Consider the following 25,599-nt stretch of genomic DNA (forward strand, 5'->3'; position numbering starts at 1 on the left):
GGGCTATTCGCGCCCGTTTGCGGCATCCGCGAGCCGCTTTACCGCCCATCGCGCCGCATCTGCCACGGTTGGGTCGGGATCGTCGCACAAATTTTGCGCCACCGGCGTCAGACCGGTACGGCCCGAGTTGCCGATGGCATAAAGCACGTTGCGCACGAAACGGTCCCGCCCGATGCGCTTGATCGGGCTGCCGGAAAACCGGGCGCGGAACGCGGCGTCGTCCAGTTGCGCCAGCTCTGCCAGCGGCGGCGCGACGAGATCGTCGCGCGCGTGATAGCGCAGCTCGGTCGCCTCTACCGCGAACTTGTTCCACGGACAAACCGCAAGGCAATCGTCGCAGCCATAGATCCGGTTGCCCATCTTTTCGCGCAACTCCTCGTCGACGGGGCCCTTGTGTTCGATCGTCAGGTAGGAAATGCAGCGCCGCGCATCCAGCTGGTAGGGTGCCGGAAAGGCATCGGTCGGGCAGACATCCAGACAGGCGCGGCAGCTGCCACAATGGTCATTTTCTGCCGGATCAGTGTCGATTTGAAGCGTGGTGAAAACCGACCCGATGAAGAACCAGCTGCCCATGTCGCGGCTCACGAGATTGGTGTGCTTGCCCTGCCAGCCCAGCCCTGCCGCCTCGCCCAGCGGTTTCTCGGGCACCGGAGCGGTATCGACGAACACCTTCACCTCGCCGCCCGCCTCCGCGATCAGCCAGCGTGCCAGCCGCTTCAGCCGCTTCTTCACCACATCGTGGTAGTCGCGGTTGCGGGCATAAACCGAGACAGTGCCCACCTCGGGGTCAGCCAGCGTCGCCATCGGGTCGGTGTCGGGCGTATAGCTTTCGCCCAGCATGATCACCGATCGCGCCTCTGGCCACAGAAGATCGGGCGCGCCGCGCCAATGCGCCCGGTCGGCGAGCCAGCCCATCTGCCCGTGATACCCCTCTTCCAGAAACGCGGCCAACCGCTCGGCCACCTGCGGCACGTCGCCGGGCCGGCACACCCGGCAGAGGTCGAACCCTTCGGCCAAAGCCTGCGCAACCAGTCTCTGTTTCAGCCCATCCATGGCTCTTCTTCTGGCCAAAAATATCCTGGGGTGAGGCCGTAGGCCGAGGGGCAAAGCCCCTCAGAAATCAAGATTGGCATATTGCGACGGCGGCGGGAAACCCGGCACCTGGTCGGCCAGGATGCTGCGGAAGGCCGGGCGCGACTTGATCTTGGCGTACCAGTCCTTGACCACGTCCGAGCGGTTCCAGTCCACATCCGAGATATAGTCGAGGCTCGACAGGTGCGCGGCCGCGGCAAAATCTGCCAAAGTCATCACGTCGCCGGCCAGCCAGCGGCGCCGGTCCAGCAGCCAGGCCATGTAATCCAGGTGGAACTTGATCGCCTTGGCGCCCGCCTTGACATTGGTGCTGTCGGGAAAACCCTTGCCCATGACCTTCTTGTTCACCCGCTCGTAGAGCAGCTTCGACGACACCTCGTGGTGAAACTTGTCGTCGAACCACGCCACCAGCCGCCGCACCTCGTAGCGCCCTTCATGTGCCTTGGGCAGCAGAGCGGGTTCGGGGTACTTGTCTTCGAGGTACTCGCAGATCGGCGTGCTTTCCGACAGGGTCATGCCATCCAGGCGCAGCACGGGCACCTTGCCCGCCGGATTGCGGCGCAGGAAATCGGGATCGGCCTCCCAGTAGCGTTCCTCGATCAACTCGCACTCGATCCGCTTTTCGGCCAGGCAGAGCCGAACCTTCCGGCAGAACGGGGAGAGGGGAACGTGGTACAGCTTGGCCATCATGACTCCGGGCGGCTTGCGAGAATCTGTTCTTCCATGCCCTCAAACCGCGTCCATTTCAATCCTCGAAACACGACGCGCGCCCGTCGCGGCGAATCGTGGCCGCCCCGTCCATGATGCCGGCGGCGCGCTTGCGGGTGGCGTCGCTGGGCTGAGAGGCGGAGCGCTCCTTGGGATTCGGCAGGATGGCCGCCAGCCGGGCGGCCTGCACGTCGCTCAGCGCGGCGGGGGCGACGCCGAAATAGTGGCGTGCGGCGGCGTCGATGCCGAAAATCCCCTCGTCGAACTCGGCGACGTTGAGGTAGACCTCGATGATCCGCCGTTTCGACCAGAACAACTCGACCACCGGGGTCAGGGCCGCTTCGAGCGCCTTGCGGGTCCAGCTGCGCCCGTGCCAGAGATAGACATTCTTGACGACCTGCTGTGTGAGGGTCGAGGCGCCGCGCCCGCTGCCGTCTTCCAGCGCGTCGCGGATGGCGTTCATGTCAAAGCCCCAGTGCAGGCAGAAATTGGCGTCTTCGGCCGCCACCAGCGACCGCGCCATGACCGGCGCCACATCACCGAGCGGCACCCACTGGTGCCGGATCTCGCCCAGGCGGTGGGCTTCCTGCTTCATGTAGAGCGTGTCCGGCGGGGCCCACCAGCGATGCGCCAGGACCGTGCCACAGACGATCACGACGACGATCAGGAAGACGCGCACGACCCAGTTGCGCGCCCACACCACGGGGGCCGCGATCCGATCCATCACCGAAGGTCTGGATTTTCTGCTGCTCTGTTTCCTGGCCATCGCTGCCCGCAATAGTGCAAACCGGGGTCCGATGGTCAATCGGCTCGTTCTTCTGACGCGAAGCATCTCGGCCGAGGGCAGGTCGTGCCCGCCCTCGGCAAGATCTCGATCCAGACCCTATTCCGCCGGAACGGCGCTTTCTTCGATGCCGATCGGGTGCTCCAGCTTGCCCAGCATTTCCTTGGGGCAGACCTGGACGAACTTGTCCTTCTCGGCCTCCCAGTACTGCAGGATCTCGCTGGCCTTGACGCTGCCGGTCTCATCGACGTGGCGTTCGATCAGGCCTTTCAGCTCGGTCAGCCAGTGGATCTCGGTCACCGGGCAGGTCACCACGGATTCCCGGTTGATAAGCTTGTCGGTGGCGCCTTCGGGATCATAGAGGAAGGCCATGCCGCCGGTCATGCCCGCGGCAAAGTTCGCTCCGACCGAGCCGAGGATCACGGCGATACCACCGGTCGTATATTCGCAGCCGTTGCTGCCGCAGCCCTCGATCACCACCTTGGCGCCCGAGTTGCGCACGGCGAAGCGTTCGCCCGCCCGGCCGGCGGCAAAGAGGTACCCTTCGGTCGCACCGTAAAGCACGGTGTTGCCGATGATGGTGTTATCGGCCGCCTCGAGCGGGCTGACCATGGGGGGGCGCACCACGATGGTGCCGCCCGACAGGCCCTTGCCGACATAGTCGTTGGCATCGCCCGACACCTCGATCTTGAGCCCCGGCGCCGCGAAGGCACCCAGAGACTGACCCGCGCTGCCGGTCAGCTTGACGGTCAGGTGATCGGGTTGCAGCGCGTTGCGCATGCCGAAGTTGCGAACGATATGGCTGCTGACGCGGGTGCCCACGGTGCGGTGCGTGTTCTGCACCGCATAGTGAAGCTGCATCTTCTCGCCATCGTTGAGGAACCGCGCGGCGTCGCGCACGATCTCGGCGTCCAGCGTATCGGGCACCTCGTTGCGCGGCTTGTTGCGGTCATAGGTGATGTGCTGGGCGCCATCCACGGTGATCAGCATCGGGTTGAGGTCAAGGTCATCCAGATGCGCCGAGCCACGGCTGACCTGGGTCAGCAGGTCGGCACGCCCGATCACGTCGTCCAGCGACCGTGCGCCGATGCTGGCCAGCACCTCGCGCACTTCCTGGGCGTAGAAGGTGATCAGGTTCACCACCTTGTCGGCATTGCCGGTGAACTTCTCGCGCAGCGATTCGTCCTGGGTGCACACGCCCACGGGGCAGGTGTTGGACTGGCATTGGCGTACCATGATGCAGCCCATCGCGATCAGCGCGGCAGTGCCGATGCCGTATTCCTCGGCCCCCATCATCGCGGCCATGACGATGTCACGCCCGGTGCGCAGGCCGCCATCGGTCCGCAGGGTGATGCGGTCGCGCAGGTTGTTCATCGACAGAACCTGGTGCGCCTCGGTCAGGCCCATTTCCCAGGGCAGGCCGGCATATTTTATCGACGTCGCGGGCGAGGCGCCCGTGCCGCCATTGTGGCCCGAGATCAGGATCACGTCGGCCTTGGCCTTGGCGACACCGGCGGCGATGGTGCCGACACCGGACTGCGACACCAGCTTGACGCAGACCTTCACATTCGGGTTGATCTGTTTCAGGTCATAGATGAGCTGCGCCAGGTCCTCGATCGAGTAGATGTCGTGGTGCGGAGGCGGCGAAATCAGGGTCACGCCTTCGGTCGAGTGGCGCAGACGCGCGATCAGCTTGGTCACTTTCATTCCCGGAAGCTGGCCGCCCTCGCCGGGCTTGGCACCCTGGGCGATCTTGATCTCGAGCTCTTCGCACTGGTTGAGGTATTCCGCCGTCACGCCGAAGCGGCCCGAGGCCACCTGCTTGATCTTGGCGCTGGGGTTGTCGCCGTTGGGTTCGGGCACGAAATGTGCCGGATCCTCGCCGCCCTCGCCCGAGTCGGACCGTGCGCCGATGCGGTTCATGGCGACGTTCAGCGTCTTGTGCGCCTCGGGGCTGAGCGCCCCCAGCGACATGCCTGGCGTGACGAACCGCTTGCGGATCGCGGTGACGCTTTCCACCTCTTCCAGAGGCACGGCCTCGCCCATGGGCTTGATCGCCATGAGGTCGCGCAGGTGAATCGGCGGATTGGCCTGCATCGCCTGGCTGTAGCGTTTCCACAGCTCGAAGCTGGCCTTGTTGCAGGCCATCTGCATCATGTGCATCGTCTGCGCGCCCCAGGCGTGGGTCTCGCCCGATTTGCGGGACTTGTAGAAGCCGCCGATGGGCAGCACGTTCTTGCCGCCGCGGAACGCGGTGGCGTGGATTTCCTCCAACTTGGCCTGGATGCCGCTGATCCCGATACCGGAGATGCGGCTGGTGAGGCCCGGGAAGTACTCGGCGCACATGGCGCGGGAAAGGCCCACGGCCTCGAAGTTCAGACCGCCGCGATAGGACGAGATGACACTGATGCCCATCTTCGACATGATTTTCAGCAGGCCCTGGTCGATCGCCAAACGATAGCGCGCCACGGCCTCGGTCAGCGTACAGTCCAGCAGGCCGCGGTCGATTCGGTCGGCCAGGCTGTCCTCGGCAAGGTAGGCGTTGACCACGGTCGCGCCAGCGCCGATCAGCACGGCAAAGTAATGCGGGTCGATGCATTCGGCGGACCGCACGTTCAGGCTGGTGAAGGTGCGCAGGCCCTTGCGGGTCAGGTGGCTGTGCACCGCGCTGGTGGCCAGGATCATGGGCATCCCGATGCGTGTCTCGCTCACGCCCTGGTCGGTCAGGACGATATGCCCCGAGCCCGAGCGCACCGCATCCTCGGCCTCGGCGCGGATGCGTTCCAGCCCGTTGCGCAACGCGCCGGTACCGGCCTCGAATGTGCAGTCGATCTCGCACACCTCGGCGTTCAGGCAACCCAGCATGGCCTGCCATTGCGCGTTGCCGACAAAGGGGCTTTCAAGAACCATGATCTCGGTCTGGGCGCTCGATTCGTCCAGCACGTTCTTGAGGTTGCCGAACCGGGTCTTGAGGCTCATGACGCGGAACTCGCGCAGGCTGTCGATCGGCGGGTTGGTCACCTGGCTGAAGTTCTGGCGGAAATAGTGACTGAGCGGGCGGTATTTCTTGGACAGAACCGCACTGGGCGTGTCGTCGCCCATGCTGGCCACGACTTCCTTGCCGTCCTCTGCCATTGGGGCCAGCACGCCTTCGAGTTCCTCGACCGAGTAGCCGGCGGCGATCTGACGGCGTCGCAGGTCGGTGCCCGAACACGTCGCCGTCTCGGTCACGCCGGCCAGTTGTTCGTCGAGGTCGGTGATCTTGCCGACCCATTCGTCGAAGGGCAGGGCGCGGGCCAGTTTGTCCTTGATCTCGGTGTCGTGGTAAAGCACGCCTTTTTCGGTATCGATGGCCAGCATCTGGCCCGGACCAAGCGCGCCTTTTTCGCGCACGGTGGCCTCGTCGATCGGAACCATCCCGGCCTCGGACCCGGCGATGACAAGGCCGTCGCCCGTCACCACATAGCGCATCGGGCGCAGGCCGTTCCGGTCGAGCCCGGCGCAAACCCAGCGGCCATCGGTCATGGCAAGGGCAGCGGGACCGTCCCACGGCTCCATCACCGAGTTGCAGTAGGAATACATGTCGCGCCATGCCTGCGGCAGTTCCTCGGCCTGCTTGGACCAGCTTTCGGGGACCAGCATGGTTTTCGCCATGGGGGCGGAGCGGCCGGCGCGCACCAGAACCTCGAAAACAGAGTCCAATGCGGCGGAATCCGACGATCCTTGGGCAATGATCGGCTTGATGTCCTCGGCCATCTCGCCAAAGGATTGCGAGGCCATGCGGATCTCGTGGCTCTTCATCCAGTTGGTGTTGCCCTTCAGCGTGTTGATCTCGCCGTTATGGGCCAGCATGCGGAAAGGCTGCGCAAGCCACCATTGCGGAAAGGTGTTGGTGGAATAGCGCTGGTGATAGATGGCGAAGTTGGACTTGAAGCGCTCGTCCTTGAGGTCGGGATAGAACTCCGCGACCTGCTCGGCCAGCATCATGCCCTTGTAGATGATGCTGCGGCAGGACAGCGACGCGATGTAGAGCTGTCCGACGCCAGCCGCGGCTGCGGCTTTCTCGATCCGACGGCGGATGACGTACAGTTCGCGCTCGAAATCCTCCTCGTTGATGCCCTTGGCATTGGAAATCAGGATCTGCTCGATCTCGGGACGGGTGGCGTTGGCCTTTTCACCCAGCACGCTGATATCCACGGGCACGTGGCGCCAGCCGTAGATGTAGTGACCCATGCGCAGCACTTCGGTTTCCACGATGGTCCGGCAGGTTTCCTGCGCCCCGAAATCGGTGCGGGGCAGAAAGACCTGGCCCACGGCCAGCAACTGATCCTCGCGCGGCTCGTGGCCGGTACGGCGGACCTGGTCATAGAAGAACGGTGCCGGGATCTGGATGTGGATGCCGGCCCCGTCGCCGGTCTTGCCGTCGGCGTCCACGGCGCCGCGGTGCCAGATAGCCTTCAAAGCGTCGATGCCGGCCTCGACCACCTTGCGGCTTTCCTTGCCGTTGATCGAAACCACCAGACCGACGCCGCAGGAGGAATGCTCTTCGGCTTCGGAATACATGCCGTTCTCGGCCATCCACTTGCGCTTGGCCTCTTCCTGCGAGGCCCAGTTCTCATCGAATTTCGTCATCACTATACCCTTTCAGTGGGTGCGGGCAGGGCCCTGAAACAGTCTCTAATGCGGCGATAAGCGCTTATTCCGCCGCCACCGCCGTTGCGCCGGCGTCCATCTCATCGAGGATTGCCGCCGCGGCATCCCGCCCGTCGCGGATGGCCCAAACCACGAGGCTCGCGCCGCGCACGATGTCGCCCACGGCGTAGACGCCCGGAAGCGAGGTCTTGCCGCTGGTGAACTCGGCGCGGATAGTGCCCCAGCGGGTCACGGTCAACTCATCCTGGTTCCACAGCGTCGGCAGTTCCTCGGCCTCGAAGCCCAGCGCCTTGATCACCAGATCGGCGGGCTCGTCGTAATCCGCGCCTTCGATTTCCTCGGGGCTTTGACGGCCCGTCGCGTCGGGCGAACCCAGCCGCATCTGCTGCACCTTCACGGAGGTCACTGGATCGCCGTGGAAGGCCTTGGGCGCGGAAAGCCACTGGAAGTCGACGCCTTCTTCCTCCGCATTCATCACCTCGCGCTGGCTGCCCGGCATGTTGGCCCGGTCGCGGCGATAGAGACATTTGACGCTGGTGGCGCCCTGCCGAATCGCGGTGCGCACACAGTCCATCGCGGTGTCGCCGCCGCCGATCACGACGACGCGCTTGCCCTCTGCATTCAGCTCGCCGCTTTCGAACTCGGGCACATCGTCGCCGAAACTCTTGCGATTGCTGGCGGTCAGATAGTCGATGGCCCGCACGATGCCTGCGGCGCCCGCGCCGGGGCCGGGCAGTTCGCGGCTCTTGTAGACGCCCGTCGCAATGAGGACGGCAGTGTGTTTCTGGCGGATCTCGTCAAAGGTGATGTCCTTGCCCACGTCGCAGTTCAGCACGAATTCGACGCCACCTTTTTCCAGTTGTTCGACACGGCGCATCACCACGTGCTTTTCCAGCTTGAAGCCGGGGATGCCGTAGGTCATCAAGCCGCCGGCGCGATCATAGCGGTCGTAGACCGTAACCTGCACGCCGGCGTTGCGCAGCACGTCCGCCGCCGCCAGCCCGCCAGGGCCCGCGCCGATGATGCCGACGCTTTCCTCGCGTTCTTGGCTAGGCGCGATGGGCTGCACCCAGCCTTCCTCCCACGCGGTGTCGGTGATGTATTTCTCGACCGCGCCGATCGTGACCGTGCCGTGGCCCGATTTCTCAATCACGCAATTGCCTTCGCACAGGCGGTCCTGCGGGCAGATGCGGCCACAGATCTCTGGGAAGGTGTTGGTGGCCTGGCTGACCTCGTAGGCCTCCTGCAACCGCCCCTCGGCGGTCAGGCGCAGCCAGTCGGGGATGTTGTTGTGCAGCGGGCAATGGTTCTGGCAATAGGGCACGCCGCACTGGCTGCAGCGGCCGGACTGCTCTGCTGCCTTATCGTCGGCGTATTCGGCATAGATCTCGTTGAAATCTTCCCGCCGCGCATCAGCGGTGCGCTTGGTGGGCATGTCCCGCTCGACGGACACGAATTTCAGCATCGGTGTTTTTGCCACGATTCTCTCCAAAGATCGCCTAGGTTCAACAGGTGTAGTTCAAGGTCATGGTAAAATAAAGTCAGCATGATTGACCTATATTCCATTATTTCTATCTTCCATCCCGGCTTGCGTCAAGTTTGATCAAAAACTTGAGTCCGATTCGGACTTAAATGCTCTCTTTCTTCCGTAGGGCCATGCGGTATAGCTGGTTAAAAAGAGCAGAGCAGCGCATATGCCACTTTTCCATCTCATCCTGGTCGCGGTGATCCAGGGGATTACCGAGTTCCTGCCGGTGTCGTCCTCGGGCCACCTGATCCTTCTGCCGGGCCTGACCGGGCTCGAGGACCAGGGACAGGCGATCGACGTGGCGGTGCATGTGGGCACGCTTTTCGCGGTGATCCTGTATTTCTGGTCGGACGTGAAGCTGGCGCTGTCGGGCCTGCCCCGCGCCCTGACGGGGCGGATCGACACTGACGGCGCGAGACTGGCTTTCCTGCTGATCGTGTCGTCGATCCCTGTGGTGGCGTTCGGCTTGCTCTTGAAAATGACGGGGCTGGACGAGGACATGCGGTCGATCGCCGTGATCGGCTGGACGATGCTGGTTTTCGGCATCGTCCTTTATTGGGCGGACCAGGCTGGCGAGGCGACGCGCAAGGCCGCTGACTGGTCGCTGCGTGACGCGATGGTTATGGGGGTCTGGCAGGCCATCGCGCTGATCCCCGGCACGTCGCGATCCGGCATCACCATCACCGGCGCGCGGTTCATGGGCTACGGCCGGTCCGACGCTGCGCGGCTGTCGATGCTGATGTCGATCCCGGTGATCATCGAAAGCGGCGTGTTCCTGGGGGGCGAGGCGATCTTCACCGCGAATACCGCACTGATCCGCGACAGCGCCATTGCCGCCGCGTTCGCCTTTGTCTCGGCGCTGCTGGCGCTGACCCTGATGATGCGGCTGTTGCGCAGCGTGTCGTTCACGCCTTACGTGGTCTACCGGATCGTTTTGGGTGTCGTGCTGCTGGTCGTGGCTTATTCGTAATCCGGCAGGTCACTGAAACGCTCGGGGATGAACAGCGCATAGGTCAGAAAGCCCCAGTAGTCGTTCCAGGCCGGATCTGTCACGGCGACGGTCACGGTGGAGAAGGTGGTGAAGGACGAACCGTCGAGCGTATTTCTTCCGAAATACAGAATTTGTCCGCGCCATTTCTCTGCCATCGCGGGCGAGGCGCACCACAGGTGCAACGTGTCGCCCAGCGGCAGATCCAGCGACAGGAGCACATGCCCCTTGCGCGCCATCGCCCCCTCGATCGCGAGGACATGCCCGCCAAAGCCCTTGCGGAAGGCGCGCCATTGATCGGCAGTTGGCCCGGTTTCAGGGTCTATCTCGCCGGGAAACAGGGTCATGATATCCCTTTGCGGGTCGCCTGCGAAATCGGCCAGGCCTTGCTGTTCCAGCACCAGCGGCATCTCGTTGATATACTTGTCCTCGAACCCGAGGATGTGACCGCGAGCGTCCAGCAGGCTGATAATCCCGCGCAGCGTGCGCTCTGCCGCCGGGGCGTTCTCAAGACCGTAATAACCAATGGCTTCGCGCGTGGTGGGCGGCGTTTCGATCAGACGCTGCGCGGTATCCATGACCTGCGGGTCGTCGCCCGACACGTCGCGCGCGAATTCGAGAAACAGCTGCGCCTGCTTTTCGGGGATCGGTTGCGCAGCGGCACCAAGCGTCCCCAGCAAAACGATCAGCGCGGCACAGATCGCGCGGGGGATCATCCCTCGCGCAGGTTGCGCGCCGACTCCTTGATGTCGGAATACTGGCCCGACGGGCGGAAGCGCCACAGATAGTCGGGCAGAACGGCTTCCATCGCCGTGGGCCGGATGCCCAGCGCGGCGAAACCCCTGGCATCGTCGGAGGCGACATTGTCCCGCCCAAGGCTGGCGACCTGGTCACGCGTGATCTGCGCCGGGATCAGCCCGCCGCTGAGAAACTGGACCCCGTCCATCACCGCCCCCAGGGGCCGCGCAACCGCGAAGGGGATGTTCATGATCAGGCGACGGCGGCGGATCACTTCCAGCATCTGCTGCATCAGCTCGCGGAAGGTGTGCACGTCCGGCCCGCCCAACTCGTAGATGCCGGGCGCGGCCTCGCCCGTGGCGCCCATCACCGCGGCCTCGGCGACGTTGTCGACATAGACCGGCTGGAATTTGGTGCTGCCCCCCACGACGGGCAGCACCGGCGAGAACTTGGTCATGCCCGCGAACCGGTTGAAGAAATTGTCCTCGTGCCCAAAGATCACCGACGGGCGCAGGATCACGGCGCCGGGCATATGCTCCAGTACGGCCTCTTCACCCTTCGCCTTGGTCTGGCCGTAGATGCTGGGGGACTCCGTGTCGGCGCCGATGGCCGAGATCTGCACCATGCGGTCGACGCCCATCTCGGCCGCCAAATTCGCCACGCGGCGCGCTCCGTCCACCTGGATGGCGTCGAAATTGTTCTTGCCGCGCCGCTCGAACGTGCCGACGCAGTTGATCACCGCATCCGCGCCGTGCATCACCGAGCGCACGCTGGCGTCGTCACGGATGTTGCAGGCCACGGGCGCGACCTGTCCCACCACGCCATAGGGTTTCACGAAGATCGCCTCGTGCGGGCGGCGCACAGCGACCCGCACGCGCCAGCCCTTTTGCGCCATCCGCCGCGCGATATACCGGCCGACAAACCCCGATCCGCCGTAAATGGTGACAAGCCTGGACATGATTGGTGCTCCCGTCTGCGCCTTTGGGTTCCTTTCTACTAGACGTGATGGGCGAAATCGACAAGGCGAATTGCCCATTGCGAATTATCCGCACGAATCCTCGTTGACATGGTGAGGCGTCATGTCTAAATGCCCCTCCACGACACCTGCCCAGGTGGCGGAATTGGTAGACGCGCTAGCTTCAGGTGCTAGTGTCCGTATGGACGTGGAGGTTCGAGTCCTCTCCTGGGCACCATCAAACTTCTGTAAAATCCAGATTAGCCATTGACTTGAGTGGCTTGCACCTAGCAGGCGAGCGAGCGTGGTTCAGTCTGGCGCAGCCATCTCGCAGAGCGCGAATTGCGGCAACCGCCGGGCCTCGGCGGTCGCCGCGCGCATCCTCAAATGTTTGCTGTAAGAACTCGCTACACATCGCAGGTGTCGCGATTCTATGCTGGGCAAAAAAAGACACGCGCATGTCGGATTTGCACCTCCGCACATTGTCCGGAAGCCACGACACCGAATTGAGCCCTTCGCTGCAATTCGACCTTGGGCACGCGCAAGGCCACTCCTGTCGCTCATGAAGGCGCTAGGGCAAATCCGAGCAGCCACGGACGGGGCGGGCCCCTTCAAGGGGCTACGCCAGGCCGGGCTCTCCTAGATGTTCATGCTGCGTTTGTCGTACCAGAAATCTTCCAGGTTCCGTGCGTGGCGCCCGCTTTCGCGCTCTGCGCTTTCGTGGGCCGTTGCCAGCGCGTCCACCGCACTCTGGCCGGACTTCCATACCAGGCGAACCTGTTCGCCGGCCGACACGAAGGCACTGATCGGCGTACCGTCGTTGGAATAAAGCTCCATCCCGCGCAGGGTCATGTTCACCTGATCCGCAAGCGCGTCCGGCCTCAATTGCGTTCCGCATTCCAAAACACAGAGATAGGTGCCGTTCCCGGCATAGGAAATCAGCGCGCCGTACTCTTCCAGGGCGATCGAAATTGCCTCGGCCACGTCGGTGACGATGCACTCGTATTCGTATCGAGTGGATTTCCTGTGCAGTTCCTCGATATCCCGGATGGTGAATCCGATGATGGACGATCCGAAGAGCTTTTTCCGCGACATCAGCGAAACGTAGTTCTCCAGCGCGAGATAGGTGATGCACCCCTCGACGTCCTGAACGAAAATCGGGTCATGCAGCGCCAGCGTCGTGGCTTCCGTCTTGACCGGGCTCGCGCTGGACTTGGCGCTGATGACGGTTTGGCGGCTGTTCCTGGACAGGTCGTCGATCAGCTGGATGCGGCCGCGCAGGTTGTCGATGTCGAACGGTTTGGTGATATAGTCGCTGGCGCCGGCGAGGAAGGCCCTGTCGATGTAGGACTTGTCGGTCATCGCGGTAAGCATCAGGATGGGCGTCAGCTGGTACTCGGGGCGCAAGCGAAGCGTCTCGCAAAGCGAGATCCCGTCGGTATCCGGCATCTGGATATCGATAAGGAAACAATCGATCGCCGGCGTCTCGGGCTTCTCCAGTATCTCCAGAGCCTCGGCAACAGACGCTGCCGTAATCACGGTATGGTCACCCAGGGTCTGGATGATCAGCTGAAGCAGCTCGAGGATTGTTGGTTCGTCGTCTACGGCAAGTAGATGCATTTCCATGGCTCCTGACAGGTGACGGTTCAGGGCCCTTTTGCTGACGGATGCACCCCTAACCATCTCGTTAATAGTTAAACCTTGGAAATCGGCTAAATTAAGACAACTTTAAGGTGATTTTTAAGGTTATAGGACGTCAATGTGGCGGGCTCCGGGCCCGCAAACGCCCGGTGCGGCGCAGCGCATGACGCACGCCAGCGGTCCGGGATGGTCATCGATTGCGGCCGGTACGGAGTGCCGGTTGGGGCGATCGAGGATCCGCCATGGCGCGCTTGATACCCGGACGGGGCAGCATTGATGTTGTCATGCTCCGCGACGCCCAGAAAATGTGCAACCAGGTCCAGAACGACCGGGCCGTCAGTATACGGCATTACGAACATCACAACTCCAAGACCATTGCGCTCCAGCGCTTCAGGGGTCTTGTCGGCGAGGATTTCGGTCGTTTTTTGTCGAAACCGGGATAATTTTACTTCCGTTTTGTGGTAGCTGCCTTAACCTGGCCACAGTTCGGTCCTGGACGGTTCCGCCGCATCAATGCCTGACGGTCCATCGACCAATAATGCACCAAAAGGTTGATCACCACTTCCGATCGCCGCACATCCCTCGTTACATGCGGCCTGCGGCCGATAACGAGCCCCGATCCAGGCAGAAGTTGTGGCCGATTTGCATCAAAACTAACCGTCAGCAGAAACAATGGGTGTTGAATCAACCCTTTGTTGCCCTTGTGGCTTGCAATGTCGGTCTGAAATACTAAAAATTTACTAATGATTTTATCGGCCTGCGATTGGTTTCGCACCTCATTTGGCGGATGTGCACATGCCGTCGCAACCTCTTTCAGAAGGACGTGTTCGCCGTGAGTCTTGTTGAAACAAACGGCACCGGTTACGCGTCGAACGCTGACTGGAGCGCCTATGCGACGGCCTACGACCTGCTGTCGAGGCACAACCCAGAGTATAAGGCGTTGATGCGGGAGTTCGAAGAGTTCCTGGCAGAGATCGACGCGCCCAAGATCATCTACGATGTCGGAGGCGGAACCGGAAACTACACCGAGATCGCGGCCCGCCTGTGCCCTGAGAGCAGTGTCTGCCTCGTGGAACCCGACCCCGGAATGATGCAGGCCGCAAAGGCCAAACTGTCCGCTCGAAAGAACGTCACGTACCAGAATGTCGGTCTGGAGAATGCCGAAGTGCCGGAAGAGGCCGATCTCCTTATCAGCGTGCATTCGCTTTATGCCATGCCGGACCCGCATCAACGGCTGGCCGACATGCGCAGGATGCTGCGTCGCGGTGGGCTGCTCTATCTCGTCGATCTTGGCCGTCCGATGGACGTTCAGGACTGGCGCAGGTTTCTCTTTTCCAGAATCCGGCAGGAACATGGCCTGTTCGGTGCACTCATGATCTTCTGGCAGGGCCGGCAGATCGCCAAGCAGAACAAGGCAATATTCGAGGCGCAGCAGGACGGCACGTACTGGACACACTCCGCGGAGGAAATCGCGGCGGCCGTCACGGCGGCCGGCTTTGACATTCTCGATCAGCGATCCGTGTATCGCGGCTACAGCGACCTTCTGGTGTGTCGCGCGACGCCCTGACACCGCAGGTTTGAAGGACAGTTAATGAACGAACACGTCATAGAAGCTCTCAGAAAGGCGCGTTACTCCGTTCTGACGGATGACGACGATCTGGAAGAGCTCTATCGCCTGAGATACGCGTGCTACCGCGCCGAAGGCGCCGTGCCGGCGAGGGCGGACAAGAGAATGACCGACGCGTTCGACGAAACGGCGAACTGCCTGCATGTCGCGGTGCGGATGGAGGGCAGGATACAAGCGGCGGTCCGGCTGCATCTTCTGTCAAAGCTTTGCTGGCAATCACCGACCGTCGAGGTATTTCCGGAACTTCTGGATCAGCTCAAGGCGGGTAAAACCATACTCGATCCGACCCGCTTTGTTATCTCTGCGTCTGCAAGACGGCAACGGATACCGTTGAACTTTCTGACGTTGCGCATCCCGTTTCTGGCGTCGATCTTCTATGACATCGACCTGGCCCTGGCCCCGGTACGCGCCGAGCATACGGCGTTCTATCGTCGTTACCTGGCGTACGAACCGGCGCTGGAGCCGCGCACATATCCCGGCCTGACCAAGCCGATCCAGCTTTTGACCGCCAACTTCCAGCAGCAGCGCGAAAGGGTACTGGACCGGACGCCGGTCTTCGGCCCGCTGGAGGATTTTCCGGATGCGAGTATAGATTTCCCGTCGCTTTCGGACGTGTATGCGCCCTCCAAATCGGGCAGTTCCGAGGCTGCGTGACATTCGGCCACGAAGGCGGACCATGCAATGCGGCACATTGCGGCCGGATTTGGGCGTCAATTGCACGAAATAAACGCATGACAAAACGCGCGCACAAGCCTTTCTGCCTTGGATTGTTCGACGAAATACCGCTTTCTGCCCGATTAACGGCAGAATTTAAACAAATAGGGTTCGTAGGGTGAGCCAACTTCTGTAGCGACGAGGCAGATATGAGAACGCTATTGAGGACTTGGTCGGCACCGGGAGACTGGTTTGCCTCGCAAGGCCGCGAACAAAGGATCAAGGACTACATGGTCCTGTCCAACCAGTTGATCTGGCAACGGCAGGCAAGCTTCTTCGCGGCTGCCGTCCTGGCGGCATTCTACTTCGACCCGGTCTCGATCTTCGCGTGTTACGGGGTTGTCGTGCTGACGGAGATGCTCGATCAGATCCTCGGAGTGCATGCCAAGGCCTGGGACGGAGAAGATCCCGTATTCGGCCGTAAACTGCTGAAACGCATCGCCATCAACACCGCCATCAGCGCCCTGGCGATCAGTGTCTTCATCGCCAACATAGCCTTTCAGCAGACCACGGGCGGCCAGTTCACATCGCTGTTCTTCCTGTTTTCGGCCTCGCTATTTGCGGCGATGTACAACAGCCAGATGATCGGCATCCTGATCCTGCGCCTGTCGATCTACAGCGTCACGTTCATGTTCATCGCGTTTCTGGACGTCGTGCGTTACTTGCCGCCGATCACCTCCCCGATCTGGCTGCAGTTCTTCACGATCATGTTCGTGCTCTACTTCATCGTGGACATCTCCGCCAAGTTCTACCGCGGCTACCAGGACCGGCTGGAACAGATGAGGCTGATGGAGGAAGAGCACGAGCGGACCAAGGCGGCCCTGGAGGTCAAGTCACAGTTCTTGTCCACGGTCAGCCATGAATTGCGCACGCCGCTTACCTCGATCATCGGGTCGCTCGAGCTGGTCAAGAACGGCGTGCTTGGAGAGATGCCTCAGAACTTCAAGCCGGTCATCGACATCGCAGCCAAGAACAGTCGCCGGCTCGCCAACCTGATCGACGATCTGCTAGACCTGCAAAAGATCGAAGCAGGCGAGATCGACTTCCAGATGCAGCCGCTCTGCGGGAACGACCTTGCCAAAGAGGCCGTGGACTCCATCTCGGGTTATGCCGACATGCTCGGGATCGGCGTCGAACTACACACCTGCGAGGACGAGTGTGTGATCTCGGGAGATCAGAAACGTCTGATTCAGGTCATGAACAATCTTTTGTCCAACGCCCTGAAGTTCTCCAAGGAGAACGGTGTCGTGAAGGTGCGCGTCGAAAACGTGGGAAGCCGTGTTCGCATCTCCGTCGAGGACAAGGGCATGGGTATCCCCGAAAACGCCGAGGAACGCGTTTTCGGCAAGTTCAGCCAAGTCGATTCCTCCGACGTGCGGAAGGTCGGCGGCACCGGACTCGGCCTCAACATCACCAAGCAGATCGTCGAGCATCACGACGCAAGGATCGGATATGTCAGCGCGCTCGGTGTCGGGTCTACCTTTTATGTGGAATTCGACCGGATCGAAGACGCGGATGAAGACGGCACAGTGGCCAAAAACACGACCCGAATTCCTTACAGTGACATGCGCGCATCAGCCGAAGTGGCTTTGAAAAGTCGGAAAGCGAGCTAAGTCGCTTTCGGTTCAGGGCCTTCTCGCTCCGATTCGCTGCGCCTGCGCAGTATTGAACCCTTTGCATCATAGGCACGACCGATGGAAACAGGGCGTGCTATTCTGCGCTCTGACATCTGCGCAGGAGGAAGGAATCATGGCGCCACGTCACTGCCTTGCCGCGTGCCTTGTTGCACTGGCCCCCACGCTTGCCTTCGCCTGCGAACCGCCGGCGATTTTCTACACCGCCTACGAGCCGCGACCAGGGGATGCCGAGGCGGGCGACATCGCCGCGTTTGTCGCCCGGACGAAGCCGGTCATCCGCAAGACCTCTTTGGCGCGCGGCGCGCCGGGGGAGTCGTCGATGTGTGGCGGGATGGGCTATATCAATGTCGAAATTGCTTTGCCGCCCGGCGCGCCCTACACCTTGGGGCAGGTCGGAACCGAGATCACCCTGGCCGAGGGGAGGTTCCATGATCACGTCTTTCCCAAAGGGCCCGTGATGCCCAGTGAGGCGGGGGCGGATACGCTGGAACTCGGCAACGCCTGGTACGAAGGCCCGCCGCCGCAGCACAAGCCGATCGACGCCGCATTCGACCTGCGCCTGGTGGCACCGGACGGCACGCGCGGGCCGGCCGCACGGGTGGTGGTGAGATCGGTGCCGAAACGCTCCGGCAAGGCGGAAGGCGTCTCTCGCTAGGGGCGCGTCCATCGTGAGCCCGAACCGCAAAACGCCCGCCTTACGGGCGGGCGCCGCGCGCTTCTTCGGCCAGGATCAGCCGTAGGCCGACTCCTTGCCGAAATGCTTGGTCAGCATGTAATAGATCACGGCGCGGTACTTGTTGCGCTCGGACTTGCCATAGGTCTCGATGACCTGATTGATCGCGTCCATCAGTTGCGGACCGTCGGCAAGACCCAGTTTCTTGACCAGGAAATTGTCCTTGACCGTTTCAAGCTCGTGTTCCTGGCCTGCCGCGATGGTCGAGGCATCGGCGTTGTAGATCGCCGGCCCGCAGCCCACGGTCACCTTGGTCAGAAGATCCATGTCGGGGGTCATCCCGCACTTTGTCTTGAGCTCATCCGCATATTTCGCGATCAATTCATCACGACGTCCCATGAAAAGTCTCCCACGTGTCCCGGCGTGTCGCCGGGTCTTGTTTTCAATACCGGCCCAGGGCCAGAGGCAGGATACCCACAGACGGGAAGCTGACAAAGGGAATTTTCGCCGGGTTTCCCCTGCGCGCATGACAAAGGGCGCCCCACGAGGGGACGCCCGAATGCCTGCGTACAAATGCAGTACCGTTTACATCGCGTTGTCGAGCGGCACGTCGTCTTCCAGCCCCTCGACACCGGTTTCGTCGAATTCCGGCTGTGCCTTCAGCTCTTCTTCGGTCCAGGAGCTGAGCATGAGGCCTTCACCTTCGGCGGCCATCGAGAACTCTTCCAGCGGGATGGCGACGGTGTATTCGCCCAACCCAAGGAAGCCACCGATGCCGATCACGGCTGCAAGGTCTTCGCCTTGGCGCACGATATAGTCGATCTCGCCGACGTCTTCACCGGCTTGGGTGGTGACGTTCTGGCCCAGGATGTCTCCGACCAGCATACCGCTGAAGGACGAGCTCATGCCGCCTTCGGTGCTGGTGACTGCGTTACCGTCATCGGCACCCATTTCGGTGTCGGCGGCCATGTTTTCGTCCGACGTCTCGGTGTCGGTTTCGGTGTCGGCAGCCATGTTCTCGTCCGACATTTCAGTGTCGGTTTCGGTGTCGGCGGCCATGTTCTCGTCCGACATTTCAGTGTCGGTTTCGGTGTCGGCGGCCATGTTCTCATCCGACGTCTCGGCGTCGGTTTCGGTGTCGGCGGTCAGCGTACCGGGGTCGACATCGGTCTCCGCTTCGGCTTCGGCCGCGACGTTTTCGTCCGTCATGTCATCTGCGGTACCTTCGGCAGACTGTGCAACGTCGTCGGTCGCGTCTTCGGCCGTGTCGGTGGCATCCTCAGCTGTTTGCTCGACAGAGTCAGCGGCGCTTTCGGCCGTGTCCTCGGTCGCCTGGGCAGTGGATTCGCCAGTGGATTCCAGCTCATCGGCCGCTTGCTCCAGTTCGTCGGCAGCCTGGTTGAGCTCTTCGGAAGCGGTGCTGTCCGACTGAGCGAACGTGGCACCGGCCATCAGGGCGATGGCGGCAACAGAAGTGGTCAGTGTCTTATACATTGGATCTTCCTCCTTTGCGTTATGTCGCCTTAACATCAGCCGCCCGAGGTTAGTTCCCTGCTGAATCGAAAATGCCGGAGGGCGATTTGCGGGGCGGCATTTTATTGCCGACACCGGCGGTGTGCGATGGCCCTTTGTTTCAGGGCGAAACCGTCCCAAATGTCGTGATTATCGCTTTTTGGCCAGTGACCTGTCCTGTTTCGCCCAGCGTTTGATACTGGAGCGCCTTTGGTGCACCCGGCTCTCAAGACAGACGACCTCCTACACGGTGCGGCAGGCTTCTTCAGGAACACATCCGCCCCGCGCCCGCGTTGAGTCACGTAAGATTGGAGCAACCATGACATATACTCGTTTCGCCCTGATGATCCTGACCTCCACCGTAGTGATGTTCGTACTGATGTACCTGAACACATATGCTTTCGAGCATGTCTTCTTCAGTGAAACACGCCTGTACATGGCGATTCTCATGGGGGCGACCATGGCCTTCGTGATGATGGGTTTCATGGCCTCCATGTATCCCAGCCGCGCCCTCAACATCGGCATCCTGGCAGGCAGCATCGCGGTATTCGGCCTCTCGCTCTGGCTGGTCCGCAGCCAGACCACGGTGAGTGGCGAAAGCTACATGCGGGCGATGATCCCCCATCACTCCATCGCCATCATGACCTCGGAGCGGGCCGGAATAGAAGACGCCCGCGTTGCCAAGCTCGCGCAGGCCATTTCTGGCGCCCAGAAACAGGAGATTGCCGAAATGCGCGCCCTGATCGACGATCTTGAAGCGGGCGAGGTCGTGCGAGAGGTCTACGAAGATCCGGCGCCAGAGCGCGGCACGCTCTCGGACGCGCTGAATACGACCCTGCTGGCCGAATTCGATCTCGCCCCGCTCTCCGGCGAGGCTGTTACCGCCGGTCAACCCTGCTCCTTTCGCCGCACCCGCACCGAAGAACCAATCCTGGTGGCCAATGAGGAGGGGAGCGAGGCAACGGTGCTGTTGAACGGCGTCATCCTGTCCCTGGATGGCGGCCAAGGGGGCGCGAACTTCGCCACCGAGGGGCTCGAGATTGCCATCGATTCGGTGGACGCATGGCGCTTTGACGATCGGCTGACCTTCACCCTCGACCCGGGGCCGAGGGTCGCATACGGCGGTTTCTGGTCCTGCTGAATGTGATCGGGGTCCTGGTTCGAACCTTTGGCAAAACCGGCGGCTCGGCGACCGGGCTGTGTTCAAACGTGGATCCGGGGACTCAATTCCTGGTGACGGCGTCGCTTTCGCTCAGCGAAAGTTGCGCGAGGCCTGTCAGCGCGGCCTCGTCGTCCTCGACAAGCCGTATGGCCGGAATCCAGTCTTCGCCCAATACGCTTGGACCGCGCAGCGCGCGCAGTTCCTCGACGGTGAAAGAAGCGCGCAGCGCCGAGCGCGCGACGCTCCCGGCAAAGTAGATGCCGCCCGTGGGAAGAAAGCAGGAGGTGAGATGACGGACCAGACGCGCAAGGCAGGCCCCGTAAAGACGCTCGAACCGGGAGGTGGCCTTTGCCTCCTCGGACATCAGGCGGTTGGCTGCATTCGGATCGGTGACGTCGATCCCCGAGGTGGCGCGGAAGAGCGCGAGAAAACCGCTGCCGGAAAAAATGTCCTCGAACACCCTCGCCTGTACGCCGAAGGGCGCGACGAGGGCCGCGATGTCCGAAGGCAATGAGGCATGTCCGGTTTCACTGCTCAAGGTGACGGAGGCGCCGGTGGAGAGCCTTAGCGCCGGACACACGTTGAATCCGGTTCCGATGCCGACCACGAGGGATTGCGGCCCGTCCTCCCGGCCGTGGTAGATGGTGGCGGAATGCGCCGCGATCTGGGGCAGGGACAGGCCCAGCGCCTCGAGATCGTTGACAAGGCCGACACGGCGAAAGCCCAAAGCGTCGCGCAGCGTGCGCGGCAGGATGGTCCAGTCGCGGTTGGTCAGCCGGATCGCGTCGCCGGACTTGGGCCCGGCTGCGGCAAGGGCGGCATCGTGAGGGATATCTTGCCGGTCCCCGCAATAGGCTTTCAGCAGGGCCTCCAGGGACGAGAAATCAGCGTTACGATAAGTGCGGACTGTGTCGGCGCGCACCGAGCCATTGGCGGCGAGGCCGATACGGGCGTTGGTGCCGCCGATATCCGCAACCAGGCGCTCAGGTTCCAATCGAACTTTCAACTCCCGTTGTGTCCGCGATGCTTTCGCGGCGTTTTTGCGTTGAGCGCGCGGACATGGTTATCGTGCCCGGGCAGCGCGCCAGTGCCTGCAGGAACTGCGACGTCCAGAGGGATATGTCGGAGTTCTCTACCGCGCGAAGGCAGGACTGGTGACGCCGCTGCCGTTCCTCGAGGGGCATGTTCAGGGCGGCGTCGATCGCGGATGCCATTTCGCCGACATCGTAGGGGTTGACCAGCAGCGCCTCGGGCATGTCCTCGGCGGCGCCGGCGAAGCGCGACAGGATCAGTACGCCCGGATCCTCCGGCTTTTGCGCCGCGACGAATTCCTTGGCGACAAGGTTCATGCCGTCGGCAAGGGAGGTCACGAGACACGCGCTGGCCTGGCGGTGCAGCATCGCGAGGCGGCCCCGATCAATGGAGCGGTGGATGTAGCGAATCGGGGTCCAGTCAAGCTGGGCATAGCGCCCGTTGATGCGGCCCGACAGCTCTTCGAGTTCCTCGGTGATCTGGCGGTAGGCCTCGACCACCTCGCGCGACGGCGGGGCGACCTGAAGCAGGCACGGGCGGCGGCCCTTGGCATGATGTTCAAGATACTCGCCGAAGGCGCGAAAGCGGTTGGGCAACCCCTTGCTGTAGTCAAGGCGGTCGACGCCGATGACGAATTCCTCGGGCTGTTCCGAGCCGAAGGGCGCCGTGCCGTCGTCCGCGGCCATCTGGCGAAATTCGTCGACGGCGATGCCGATGGGAAAGGACCGCACGCGCACCAGGCGTTCTTCGAATTTGATGGAACCGTCCGCGAAAGGCTCTGCGCGCGGGTCGGCGCGGAACATCTCGAGGCAGCGGGCGGTATCGGCACGGGTTTGCAGCCCGACAAGATCGTAGGCGGCCAGCCACGCGGCGATCATCCCGGGATCAGGCAGGACCGACATGTCGCCCAGCGCGGGAAACGGAATGTGCAGGAAGTAGCCGATCTTGCAGGACACGCCGCGCGCGCGCAGGGCGTGTGCGATCGGAAGAAGGTGATAATCGTGCACCCAGATATCGTCATCGGGGCGCGCGACCTCTGCGATCATATCCGCCAGCCGTTCGTTGAGGGCGAGATATTGGTCGTAGAATTCCGGGCGCAGATCGACGAGGTCGCTTCGGCGATGACACAAGGGCCAGAGCACGGAGTTGGAGAAACCGAGGTAATAGTTGCTGTAGTCCTCGGGACTCAAGCGGAAGGCGAGGCGCATGTAGGGATCGCTGCCAATCTCGAAAAGGCCCTCTTCGGGGCCGGGTTCTGGATGTGCGCCGATCCAGATGCCGCCGTTCTCCGCCAGCCCGTCATGAAGCGCGACAGCGAGACCGCCGGCCGTTGCACCGCCGGTGGGTATCCTGTTGGAAACGACAATCAATCTTCCGGGCATTACGCACGCGCTTTTCTGGCTGTTCGTTGGTTCGAAGCGACGTGGAAATAACTTTACTCGCGCGAGATCGTTCCTCGGAAACGGGCGCGGTCGCGTTCAAAGTTGGCTTTCCCAGGATTGAGAGAGTCGCATGGCGCCGTTGACGATCCCGACCATGGAATAGGTCTGGGGAAAGTTGCCCCATCCCAGACCTGTGTCAAAGGCGGTATCCTCGGACATGAGGCCCAGCCCGTTCCGGGCGCGAAGCAATTCTTCGAAATACTCGCGTGCCTCTTCCTTGCGCCCGATCCGGGCCAGCGCGTCCACCCGCCAGAAGGCGCAGACGTTGAAACCAACCTCGGGAACGCCGAAATCGTCGGCCTCCTCATAACGCAGCATGAACGGACCGCGCCCGAGCGAGCGCGAAAGCGCCTCGACGGTGAGCTTGAAGCGCTCGTCCGAGGGCGGCAGGAAATTCACCTCGCCCATCAAAAGGACACTGGCATCCAGGGTTTCGCCACCGAAGCTTTCGACGAAGGTCTGGCGTTTGTCGGACCAGGCCTCGGCGAGGATTCTTTCGCGGATCCGGTGCGCCCGATCGCTCCAGAAACGTGCCCGGTCGGCGATACCCAGATGCGCGGCGATGCGGGCCAGCCGGTCACAGGCGGCCCAGCACATCAGGGAAGAGGACGTGTGGATGCGGGAGCGTGTGCGCAGTTCCCATATCCCGGCATCGGGTTCGGCGTGCAGCCGCCAGGCCTGCTCTCCCAGCGGTTCCAGCATTTCGAAGGCGTGCCGACCCACATCCATCCGCAAGCGCTGATCGAAAAAGGCAGGAGCGGCGCCAAGTATGACATTGCCGTAGGTGTCGTGCTGGAAATGCTCGTGCGCCTGGTTGCCGATGCGCACCGGGCCCATGCCCCGGAAGCCGGACAGATGATCGGACTGCCACTCTGTCAGCTCCGTCTCCAATCCGATGCCGAGAACGGGCTGGATGTGGCCGCCCTTGGCGTCCGACACCACGTTCATCAGCCATTTGAAATAGTTCTCGAGCGTGCGCGTCGCGGCGAGCGAATTGAGCGCACGGACCGTGAAGAAGGCGTCGCGCACCCAGCAGAACCGGTAATCCCAGTTTCGGCCGCTATGCGGCGCCTCGGGAAGCGAAGTGGTCATCGCGGCGACGATTCCGCCGGTCTGTTCGTAATTGCAGAGCTTCAGCGTGATGGCCGAGCGGATGACGGCATCCTGCCATTCGAACGGGACGGCGAGACGCTGTGACCATGTCTTCCAATAGGCGCGCGTTTTCTGGAAAAACTGATCTCCGGTCGCGCCGGCGGACTCGTTGAGCGTTTCGTCCGGTCCGAGGATAAAGGTGTAGGGGCGGTCCAGATGAATCAGCTGTTCGCTTTGCACGTGATCGAGCGGGGCGTCGGAGGTCAGGCGGATGACCTCCTGCTCGCCCACGTAGCGGATGTGATTTGATCCTGACGAGACGAAAGGTTTTCTCGCGCCGTATTCGAAACGGGGCCGGATCTTGATACGGACGCGCGGCCAGCCGTCGAGCGGGCGGATCTGGCGGACGAACATGCGGGGGCGGTAACGTCTGCCGAAGGCTTCGAAACGGGGGCAGAAATCGAGTATCTCGACCGCGCCGCCGCTGCCGCGCAGCACGGTGCGCAGGATCGCGGTGTTGGGCAGATAGGCCTGCTCGGCCTCGGCCAGTTCTTCCATCTCGATCTTGAAGGCGCCGTCATCGGGGTTGTCAGGACCATGCCCCAGAAGGGCGTGAAAGACGGGGTCGCCATCGAACCGGGGCAGGCAGAACCAGTTCAGGCTGCCATGCGGGTCGATCAGCCCGGCGACGGAGCAGTTTCCGACAAGTCCGAGATCCATCAGCCGGCCTCCGTTTCTTGCTCGAGGCTGTGTTCGAGCCAGTCGACGAAATCGGTGCGCGTGGCGAAAACGTGCTCTGCCGCCGTTTCCGCCAACGTGCGGGTCGCGATCCGCAAGCCGACACCGCCCAGAGACCGGGCCGCGCGAAACGTGTCTTCGTCTGTCGTGTCATCCCCGACCGAGACCGGGATCCGGCCCTGAAAGGCACCATGCTCCATCAGACGCAGCAGGGCCGTGCCCTTGTCGACGTCGCGCAAGGTCAGTTCGCTGACCATGTTGCCATGCAGGGGCTTCAGGGCGCTGCTGGTTTCGGCCAGATCACTTACGAAGGCGGTCACTGCCTGCTGCATATCCGGCTTTTCGCGATAGTGCACGGCCACGGCCGCTGCCTTCTTTTCCACGAGCAAACCGTATTTTTCGGCATAGCCTCGTACCGCATCGTGACACCGGGTCAGCTCCGCCTGTGCGTCCGGCCGAAGCAGGGGGCTGTCGTGGCCCTCGATCTCCGCGCCGTGGCTGCCGCTCAGGACGACCGGCATGTCCTTGAAGAAGCCGCGGATGTTGCTCAGGTCACGACCGGTCAGGATGGCCACGGCGCCGCCGGTGAGGTCACTCAATCGGTTCACCAGCCTGCGCTCACGGTCCGGAAGGCGGACGTCATCGGGGTGCTGCTCCAACGGGGCAAGGGTGCCGTCGAAATCAAGGAAAGCCGCGCTCAGGCGCCAGTCTATGTCGGGCGGGTGTGCGCCGTCGCTGGCGTCGTGGAGTTCGGAAAGCTGTGTCATGACCGAAAGTTAGTGCGCCGTGTCGGGCTTCAAGGACCAGTTGCCGGCCACTCCGGAGAATCTGCGTTCAGCCGCGCAAGGTGCGAGAATGGGGGGATGGCGGTCGAGCCGCGTTC

Annotated in this window: 21 protein-coding genes and 1 tRNA gene; 8 read left to right on the forward strand and 14 right to left on the reverse strand. The window is 62.4% G+C overall.

Annotated features, from left to right (window positions below; genetic code table 11):
* Positions 1–3 precede the first annotated feature (3 nt).
* The 5 genes from queG to RBB31_RS07960 all read right to left on the reverse strand — a co-directional run bounded on the left by queG (position 4) and on the right by RBB31_RS07960 (position 8,717).
* Positions 4–1,053: a tRNA epoxyqueuosine(34) reductase QueG gene (gene queG / locus RBB31_RS07940; RefSeq protein WP_306128741.1), complete on the reverse strand. Its 1,050-nt coding sequence runs from the start codon at positions 1,051–1,053 to the stop codon at positions 4–6.
* A 60-nt stretch (positions 1,054–1,113) separates the two neighbouring features.
* The gene (locus RBB31_RS07945) at positions 1,114–1,779 is read right to left on the reverse strand and encodes a glutathione S-transferase family protein (protein ID WP_306128800.1); all 666 of its coding nucleotides are present in this window, start codon (positions 1,777–1,779) and stop codon (positions 1,114–1,116) included.
* 58 nt (positions 1,780–1,837) lie between these two features.
* Positions 1,838–2,566: a monofunctional biosynthetic peptidoglycan transglycosylase gene (gene mtgA / locus RBB31_RS07950; RefSeq protein WP_306128742.1), complete on the reverse strand. Its 729-nt coding sequence runs from the start codon at positions 2,564–2,566 to the stop codon at positions 1,838–1,840.
* A 117-nt stretch (positions 2,567–2,683) separates the two neighbouring features.
* Positions 2,684–7,216, reverse strand: a complete 4,533-nt coding sequence (gene gltB, locus RBB31_RS07955) for a glutamate synthase large subunit (protein WP_306128743.1) — start codon at positions 7,214–7,216, stop codon at positions 2,684–2,686.
* A 64-nt stretch (positions 7,217–7,280) separates the two neighbouring features.
* Positions 7,281–8,717 (reverse strand): NAD(P)-dependent oxidoreductase, encoded by a 1,437-nt coding sequence (locus RBB31_RS07960; protein ID WP_306128744.1) that lies wholly within the window; start codon positions 8,715–8,717, stop codon positions 7,281–7,283.
* A 214-nt stretch (positions 8,718–8,931) separates the two neighbouring features.
* On the opposite strand from RBB31_RS07960, the gene RBB31_RS07965 reads away from it, so the two are divergent.
* Positions 8,932–9,735 (forward strand): undecaprenyl-diphosphate phosphatase, encoded by an 804-nt coding sequence (locus tag RBB31_RS07965; RefSeq protein ID WP_306128745.1) that lies wholly within the window; start codon positions 8,932–8,934, stop codon positions 9,733–9,735.
* On the opposite strand, the gene RBB31_RS07970 is transcribed toward RBB31_RS07965, so the two are convergent.
* Together RBB31_RS07970 and RBB31_RS07975 are read right to left on the reverse strand one after the other, a co-directional pair.
* Entirely contained in the window at positions 9,726–10,469 is a 744-nt protein-coding gene (locus RBB31_RS07970) for a hypothetical protein (protein WP_306128746.1), read from the reverse strand. The genes RBB31_RS07965 and RBB31_RS07970 overlap by 10 nt on opposite strands.
* Positions 10,466–11,449 (reverse strand): complex I NDUFA9 subunit family protein, encoded by a 984-nt coding sequence (locus tag RBB31_RS07975; protein WP_306128747.1) that lies wholly within the window; start codon positions 11,447–11,449, stop codon positions 10,466–10,468. The genes RBB31_RS07970 and RBB31_RS07975 overlap by 4 nt, the downstream gene beginning before the upstream one ends.
* A 148-nt stretch (positions 11,450–11,597) precedes the next feature.
* Between RBB31_RS07975 and RBB31_RS07980 the strand changes: the two genes are divergently transcribed.
* Positions 11,598–11,684 (forward strand) — tRNA-Leu (locus tag RBB31_RS07980).
* Positions 11,685–12,085: 401 nt separating this feature from the next.
* On the opposite strand, the gene RBB31_RS07985 is transcribed toward RBB31_RS07980, so the two are convergent.
* The gene (locus RBB31_RS07985) at positions 12,086–13,072 is read right to left on the reverse strand and encodes a response regulator (RefSeq protein ID WP_306128748.1); all 987 of its coding nucleotides are present in this window, start codon (positions 13,070–13,072) and stop codon (positions 12,086–12,088) included.
* A gap of 299 nt (positions 13,073–13,371) precedes the next feature.
* On the opposite strand from RBB31_RS07985, the gene RBB31_RS07990 reads away from it, so the two are divergent.
* The 5 genes from RBB31_RS07990 to RBB31_RS08010 all read left to right on the forward strand — a co-directional run bounded on the left by RBB31_RS07990 (position 13,372) and on the right by RBB31_RS08010 (position 17,720).
* Complete coding sequence (locus RBB31_RS07990; RefSeq protein ID WP_306128749.1) at positions 13,372–13,530, forward strand: hypothetical protein; 159 nt, start codon at positions 13,372–13,374, stop codon at positions 13,528–13,530.
* Between the two features lie 389 nt (positions 13,531–13,919).
* A complete protein-coding gene (locus RBB31_RS07995; protein WP_306128750.1) occupies positions 13,920–14,654 on the forward strand; it encodes a class I SAM-dependent methyltransferase in 735 nt (244 codons plus the stop codon).
* A gap of 24 nt (positions 14,655–14,678) precedes the next feature.
* The gene (locus RBB31_RS08000) at positions 14,679–15,368 is read left to right on the forward strand and encodes a GNAT family N-acetyltransferase (RefSeq protein ID WP_306128751.1); all 690 of its coding nucleotides are present in this window, start codon (positions 14,679–14,681) and stop codon (positions 15,366–15,368) included.
* A 209-nt stretch (positions 15,369–15,577) separates the two neighbouring features.
* Positions 15,578–17,041, forward strand: coding sequence for a cell wall metabolism sensor histidine kinase WalK (locus tag RBB31_RS08005; RefSeq protein WP_306128752.1), 1,464 nt, complete (start codon positions 15,578–15,580; stop codon positions 17,039–17,041).
* Positions 17,042–17,177: 136 nt separating this feature from the next.
* A complete protein-coding gene (locus RBB31_RS08010) occupies positions 17,178–17,720 on the forward strand; it encodes a hypothetical protein (protein WP_306128753.1) in 543 nt (180 codons plus the stop codon).
* 75 nt (positions 17,721–17,795) lie between these two features.
* Here the strand turns inward: RBB31_RS08010 and RBB31_RS08015 are convergent, their stop codons facing one another.
* On the reverse strand, positions 17,796–18,137 hold the full coding sequence (locus RBB31_RS08015; RefSeq protein ID WP_306128754.1) for a DUF2853 family protein: 342 nt from the start codon (positions 18,135–18,137) through the stop codon (positions 17,796–17,798).
* A gap of 186 nt (positions 18,138–18,323) precedes the next feature.
* Positions 18,324–19,232 (reverse strand): PRC-barrel domain-containing protein, encoded by a 909-nt coding sequence (locus RBB31_RS08020; RefSeq protein WP_306128755.1) that lies wholly within the window; start codon positions 19,230–19,232, stop codon positions 18,324–18,326.
* A gap of 337 nt (positions 19,233–19,569) precedes the next feature.
* On the opposite strand from RBB31_RS08020, the gene RBB31_RS08025 reads away from it, so the two are divergent.
* Positions 19,570–20,391: a DUF305 domain-containing protein gene (locus tag RBB31_RS08025; protein ID WP_306128756.1), complete on the forward strand. Its 822-nt coding sequence runs from the start codon at positions 19,570–19,572 to the stop codon at positions 20,389–20,391.
* Between the two features lie 82 nt (positions 20,392–20,473).
* On the opposite strand, the gene RBB31_RS08030 is transcribed toward RBB31_RS08025, so the two are convergent.
* From RBB31_RS08030 to otsB, 4 genes are all read right to left on the reverse strand, one after another.
* Complete coding sequence (locus RBB31_RS08030; RefSeq protein WP_306128757.1) at positions 20,474–21,406, reverse strand: glucokinase; 933 nt, start codon at positions 21,404–21,406, stop codon at positions 20,474–20,476.
* Positions 21,396–22,826: a trehalose-6-phosphate synthase gene (locus RBB31_RS08035; protein ID WP_306128758.1), complete on the reverse strand. Its 1,431-nt coding sequence runs from the start codon at positions 22,824–22,826 to the stop codon at positions 21,396–21,398. The genes RBB31_RS08030 and RBB31_RS08035 overlap by 11 nt, the downstream gene beginning before the upstream one ends.
* Positions 22,827–22,922: 96 nt before the next feature.
* Positions 22,923–24,698 carry a glycoside hydrolase family 15 protein gene (locus RBB31_RS08040; protein WP_306128759.1) on the reverse strand — a complete coding sequence of 592 codons (1,776 nt, stop codon included), beginning with the start codon at positions 24,696–24,698 and terminating at the stop codon, positions 22,923–22,925.
* Positions 24,698–25,483: a trehalose-phosphatase gene (gene otsB / locus RBB31_RS08045; RefSeq protein ID WP_306128760.1), complete on the reverse strand. Its 786-nt coding sequence runs from the start codon at positions 25,481–25,483 to the stop codon at positions 24,698–24,700. The genes RBB31_RS08040 and otsB overlap by 1 nt, the downstream gene beginning before the upstream one ends.
* Between the last annotated feature and the right edge of the window lie 116 nt (positions 25,484–25,599).

The sequence above is a fragment of the Roseovarius sp. MMSF_3350 genome (assembly GCF_030733425.1).
Taxonomy (GTDB): Bacteria; Pseudomonadota; Alphaproteobacteria; order Rhodobacterales; family Rhodobacteraceae; genus Roseovarius.

Bases quoted from the DNA above. Each gene is read 5' to 3' on its own strand.
- queG (WP_306128741.1), bottom strand. From the start codon at position 1,053: ATGGATGGGCTGAAACAGAGACTGGTTGCGCAGGCTTTGGCCGAAGGG.
- RBB31_RS07945 (WP_306128800.1), bottom strand. From the start codon at position 1,779: ATGGCCAAGCTGTACCACGTTCCCCTCTCCCCGTTCTGCCGGAAGGTT.
- mtgA (WP_306128742.1), bottom strand. From the start codon at position 2,566: ATGGCCAGGAAACAGAGCAGCAGAAAATCCAGACCTTCGGTGATGGAT.
- gltB (WP_306128743.1), bottom strand. From the start codon at position 7,216: ATGACGAAATTCGATGAGAACTGGGCCTCGCAGGAAGAGGCCAAGCGC.
- RBB31_RS07965 (WP_306128745.1), top strand. From the start codon at position 8,932: ATGCCACTTTTCCATCTCATCCTGGTCGCGGTGATCCAGGGGATTACC.
- RBB31_RS07970 (WP_306128746.1), bottom strand. From the start codon at position 10,469: ATGATCCCCCGCGCGATCTGTGCCGCGCTGATCGTTTTGCTGGGGACG.
- RBB31_RS07975 (WP_306128747.1), bottom strand. From the start codon at position 11,449: ATGTCCAGGCTTGTCACCATTTACGGCGGATCGGGGTTTGTCGGCCGG.
- RBB31_RS07985 (WP_306128748.1), bottom strand. From the start codon at position 13,072: ATGGAAATGCATCTACTTGCCGTAGACGACGAACCAACAATCCTCGAG.
- RBB31_RS07990 (WP_306128749.1), top strand. From the start codon at position 13,372: ATGCTCCGCGACGCCCAGAAAATGTGCAACCAGGTCCAGAACGACCGG.
- RBB31_RS08000 (WP_306128751.1), top strand. From the start codon at position 14,679: ATGAACGAACACGTCATAGAAGCTCTCAGAAAGGCGCGTTACTCCGTT.
- RBB31_RS08005 (WP_306128752.1), top strand. From the start codon at position 15,578: ATGAGAACGCTATTGAGGACTTGGTCGGCACCGGGAGACTGGTTTGCC.
- RBB31_RS08010 (WP_306128753.1), top strand. From the start codon at position 17,178: ATGGCGCCACGTCACTGCCTTGCCGCGTGCCTTGTTGCACTGGCCCCC.
- RBB31_RS08015 (WP_306128754.1), bottom strand. From the start codon at position 18,137: ATGGGACGTCGTGATGAATTGATCGCGAAATATGCGGATGAGCTCAAG.
- RBB31_RS08020 (WP_306128755.1), bottom strand. From the start codon at position 19,232: ATGTATAAGACACTGACCACTTCTGTTGCCGCCATCGCCCTGATGGCC.
- RBB31_RS08025 (WP_306128756.1), top strand. From the start codon at position 19,570: ATGACATATACTCGTTTCGCCCTGATGATCCTGACCTCCACCGTAGTG.
- RBB31_RS08035 (WP_306128758.1), bottom strand. From the start codon at position 22,826: ATGCCCGGAAGATTGATTGTCGTTTCCAACAGGATACCCACCGGCGGT.
- RBB31_RS08040 (WP_306128759.1), bottom strand. From the start codon at position 24,698: ATGGATCTCGGACTTGTCGGAAACTGCTCCGTCGCCGGGCTGATCGAC.
- otsB (WP_306128760.1), bottom strand. From the start codon at position 25,483: ATGACACAGCTTTCCGAACTCCACGACGCCAGCGACGGCGCACACCCG.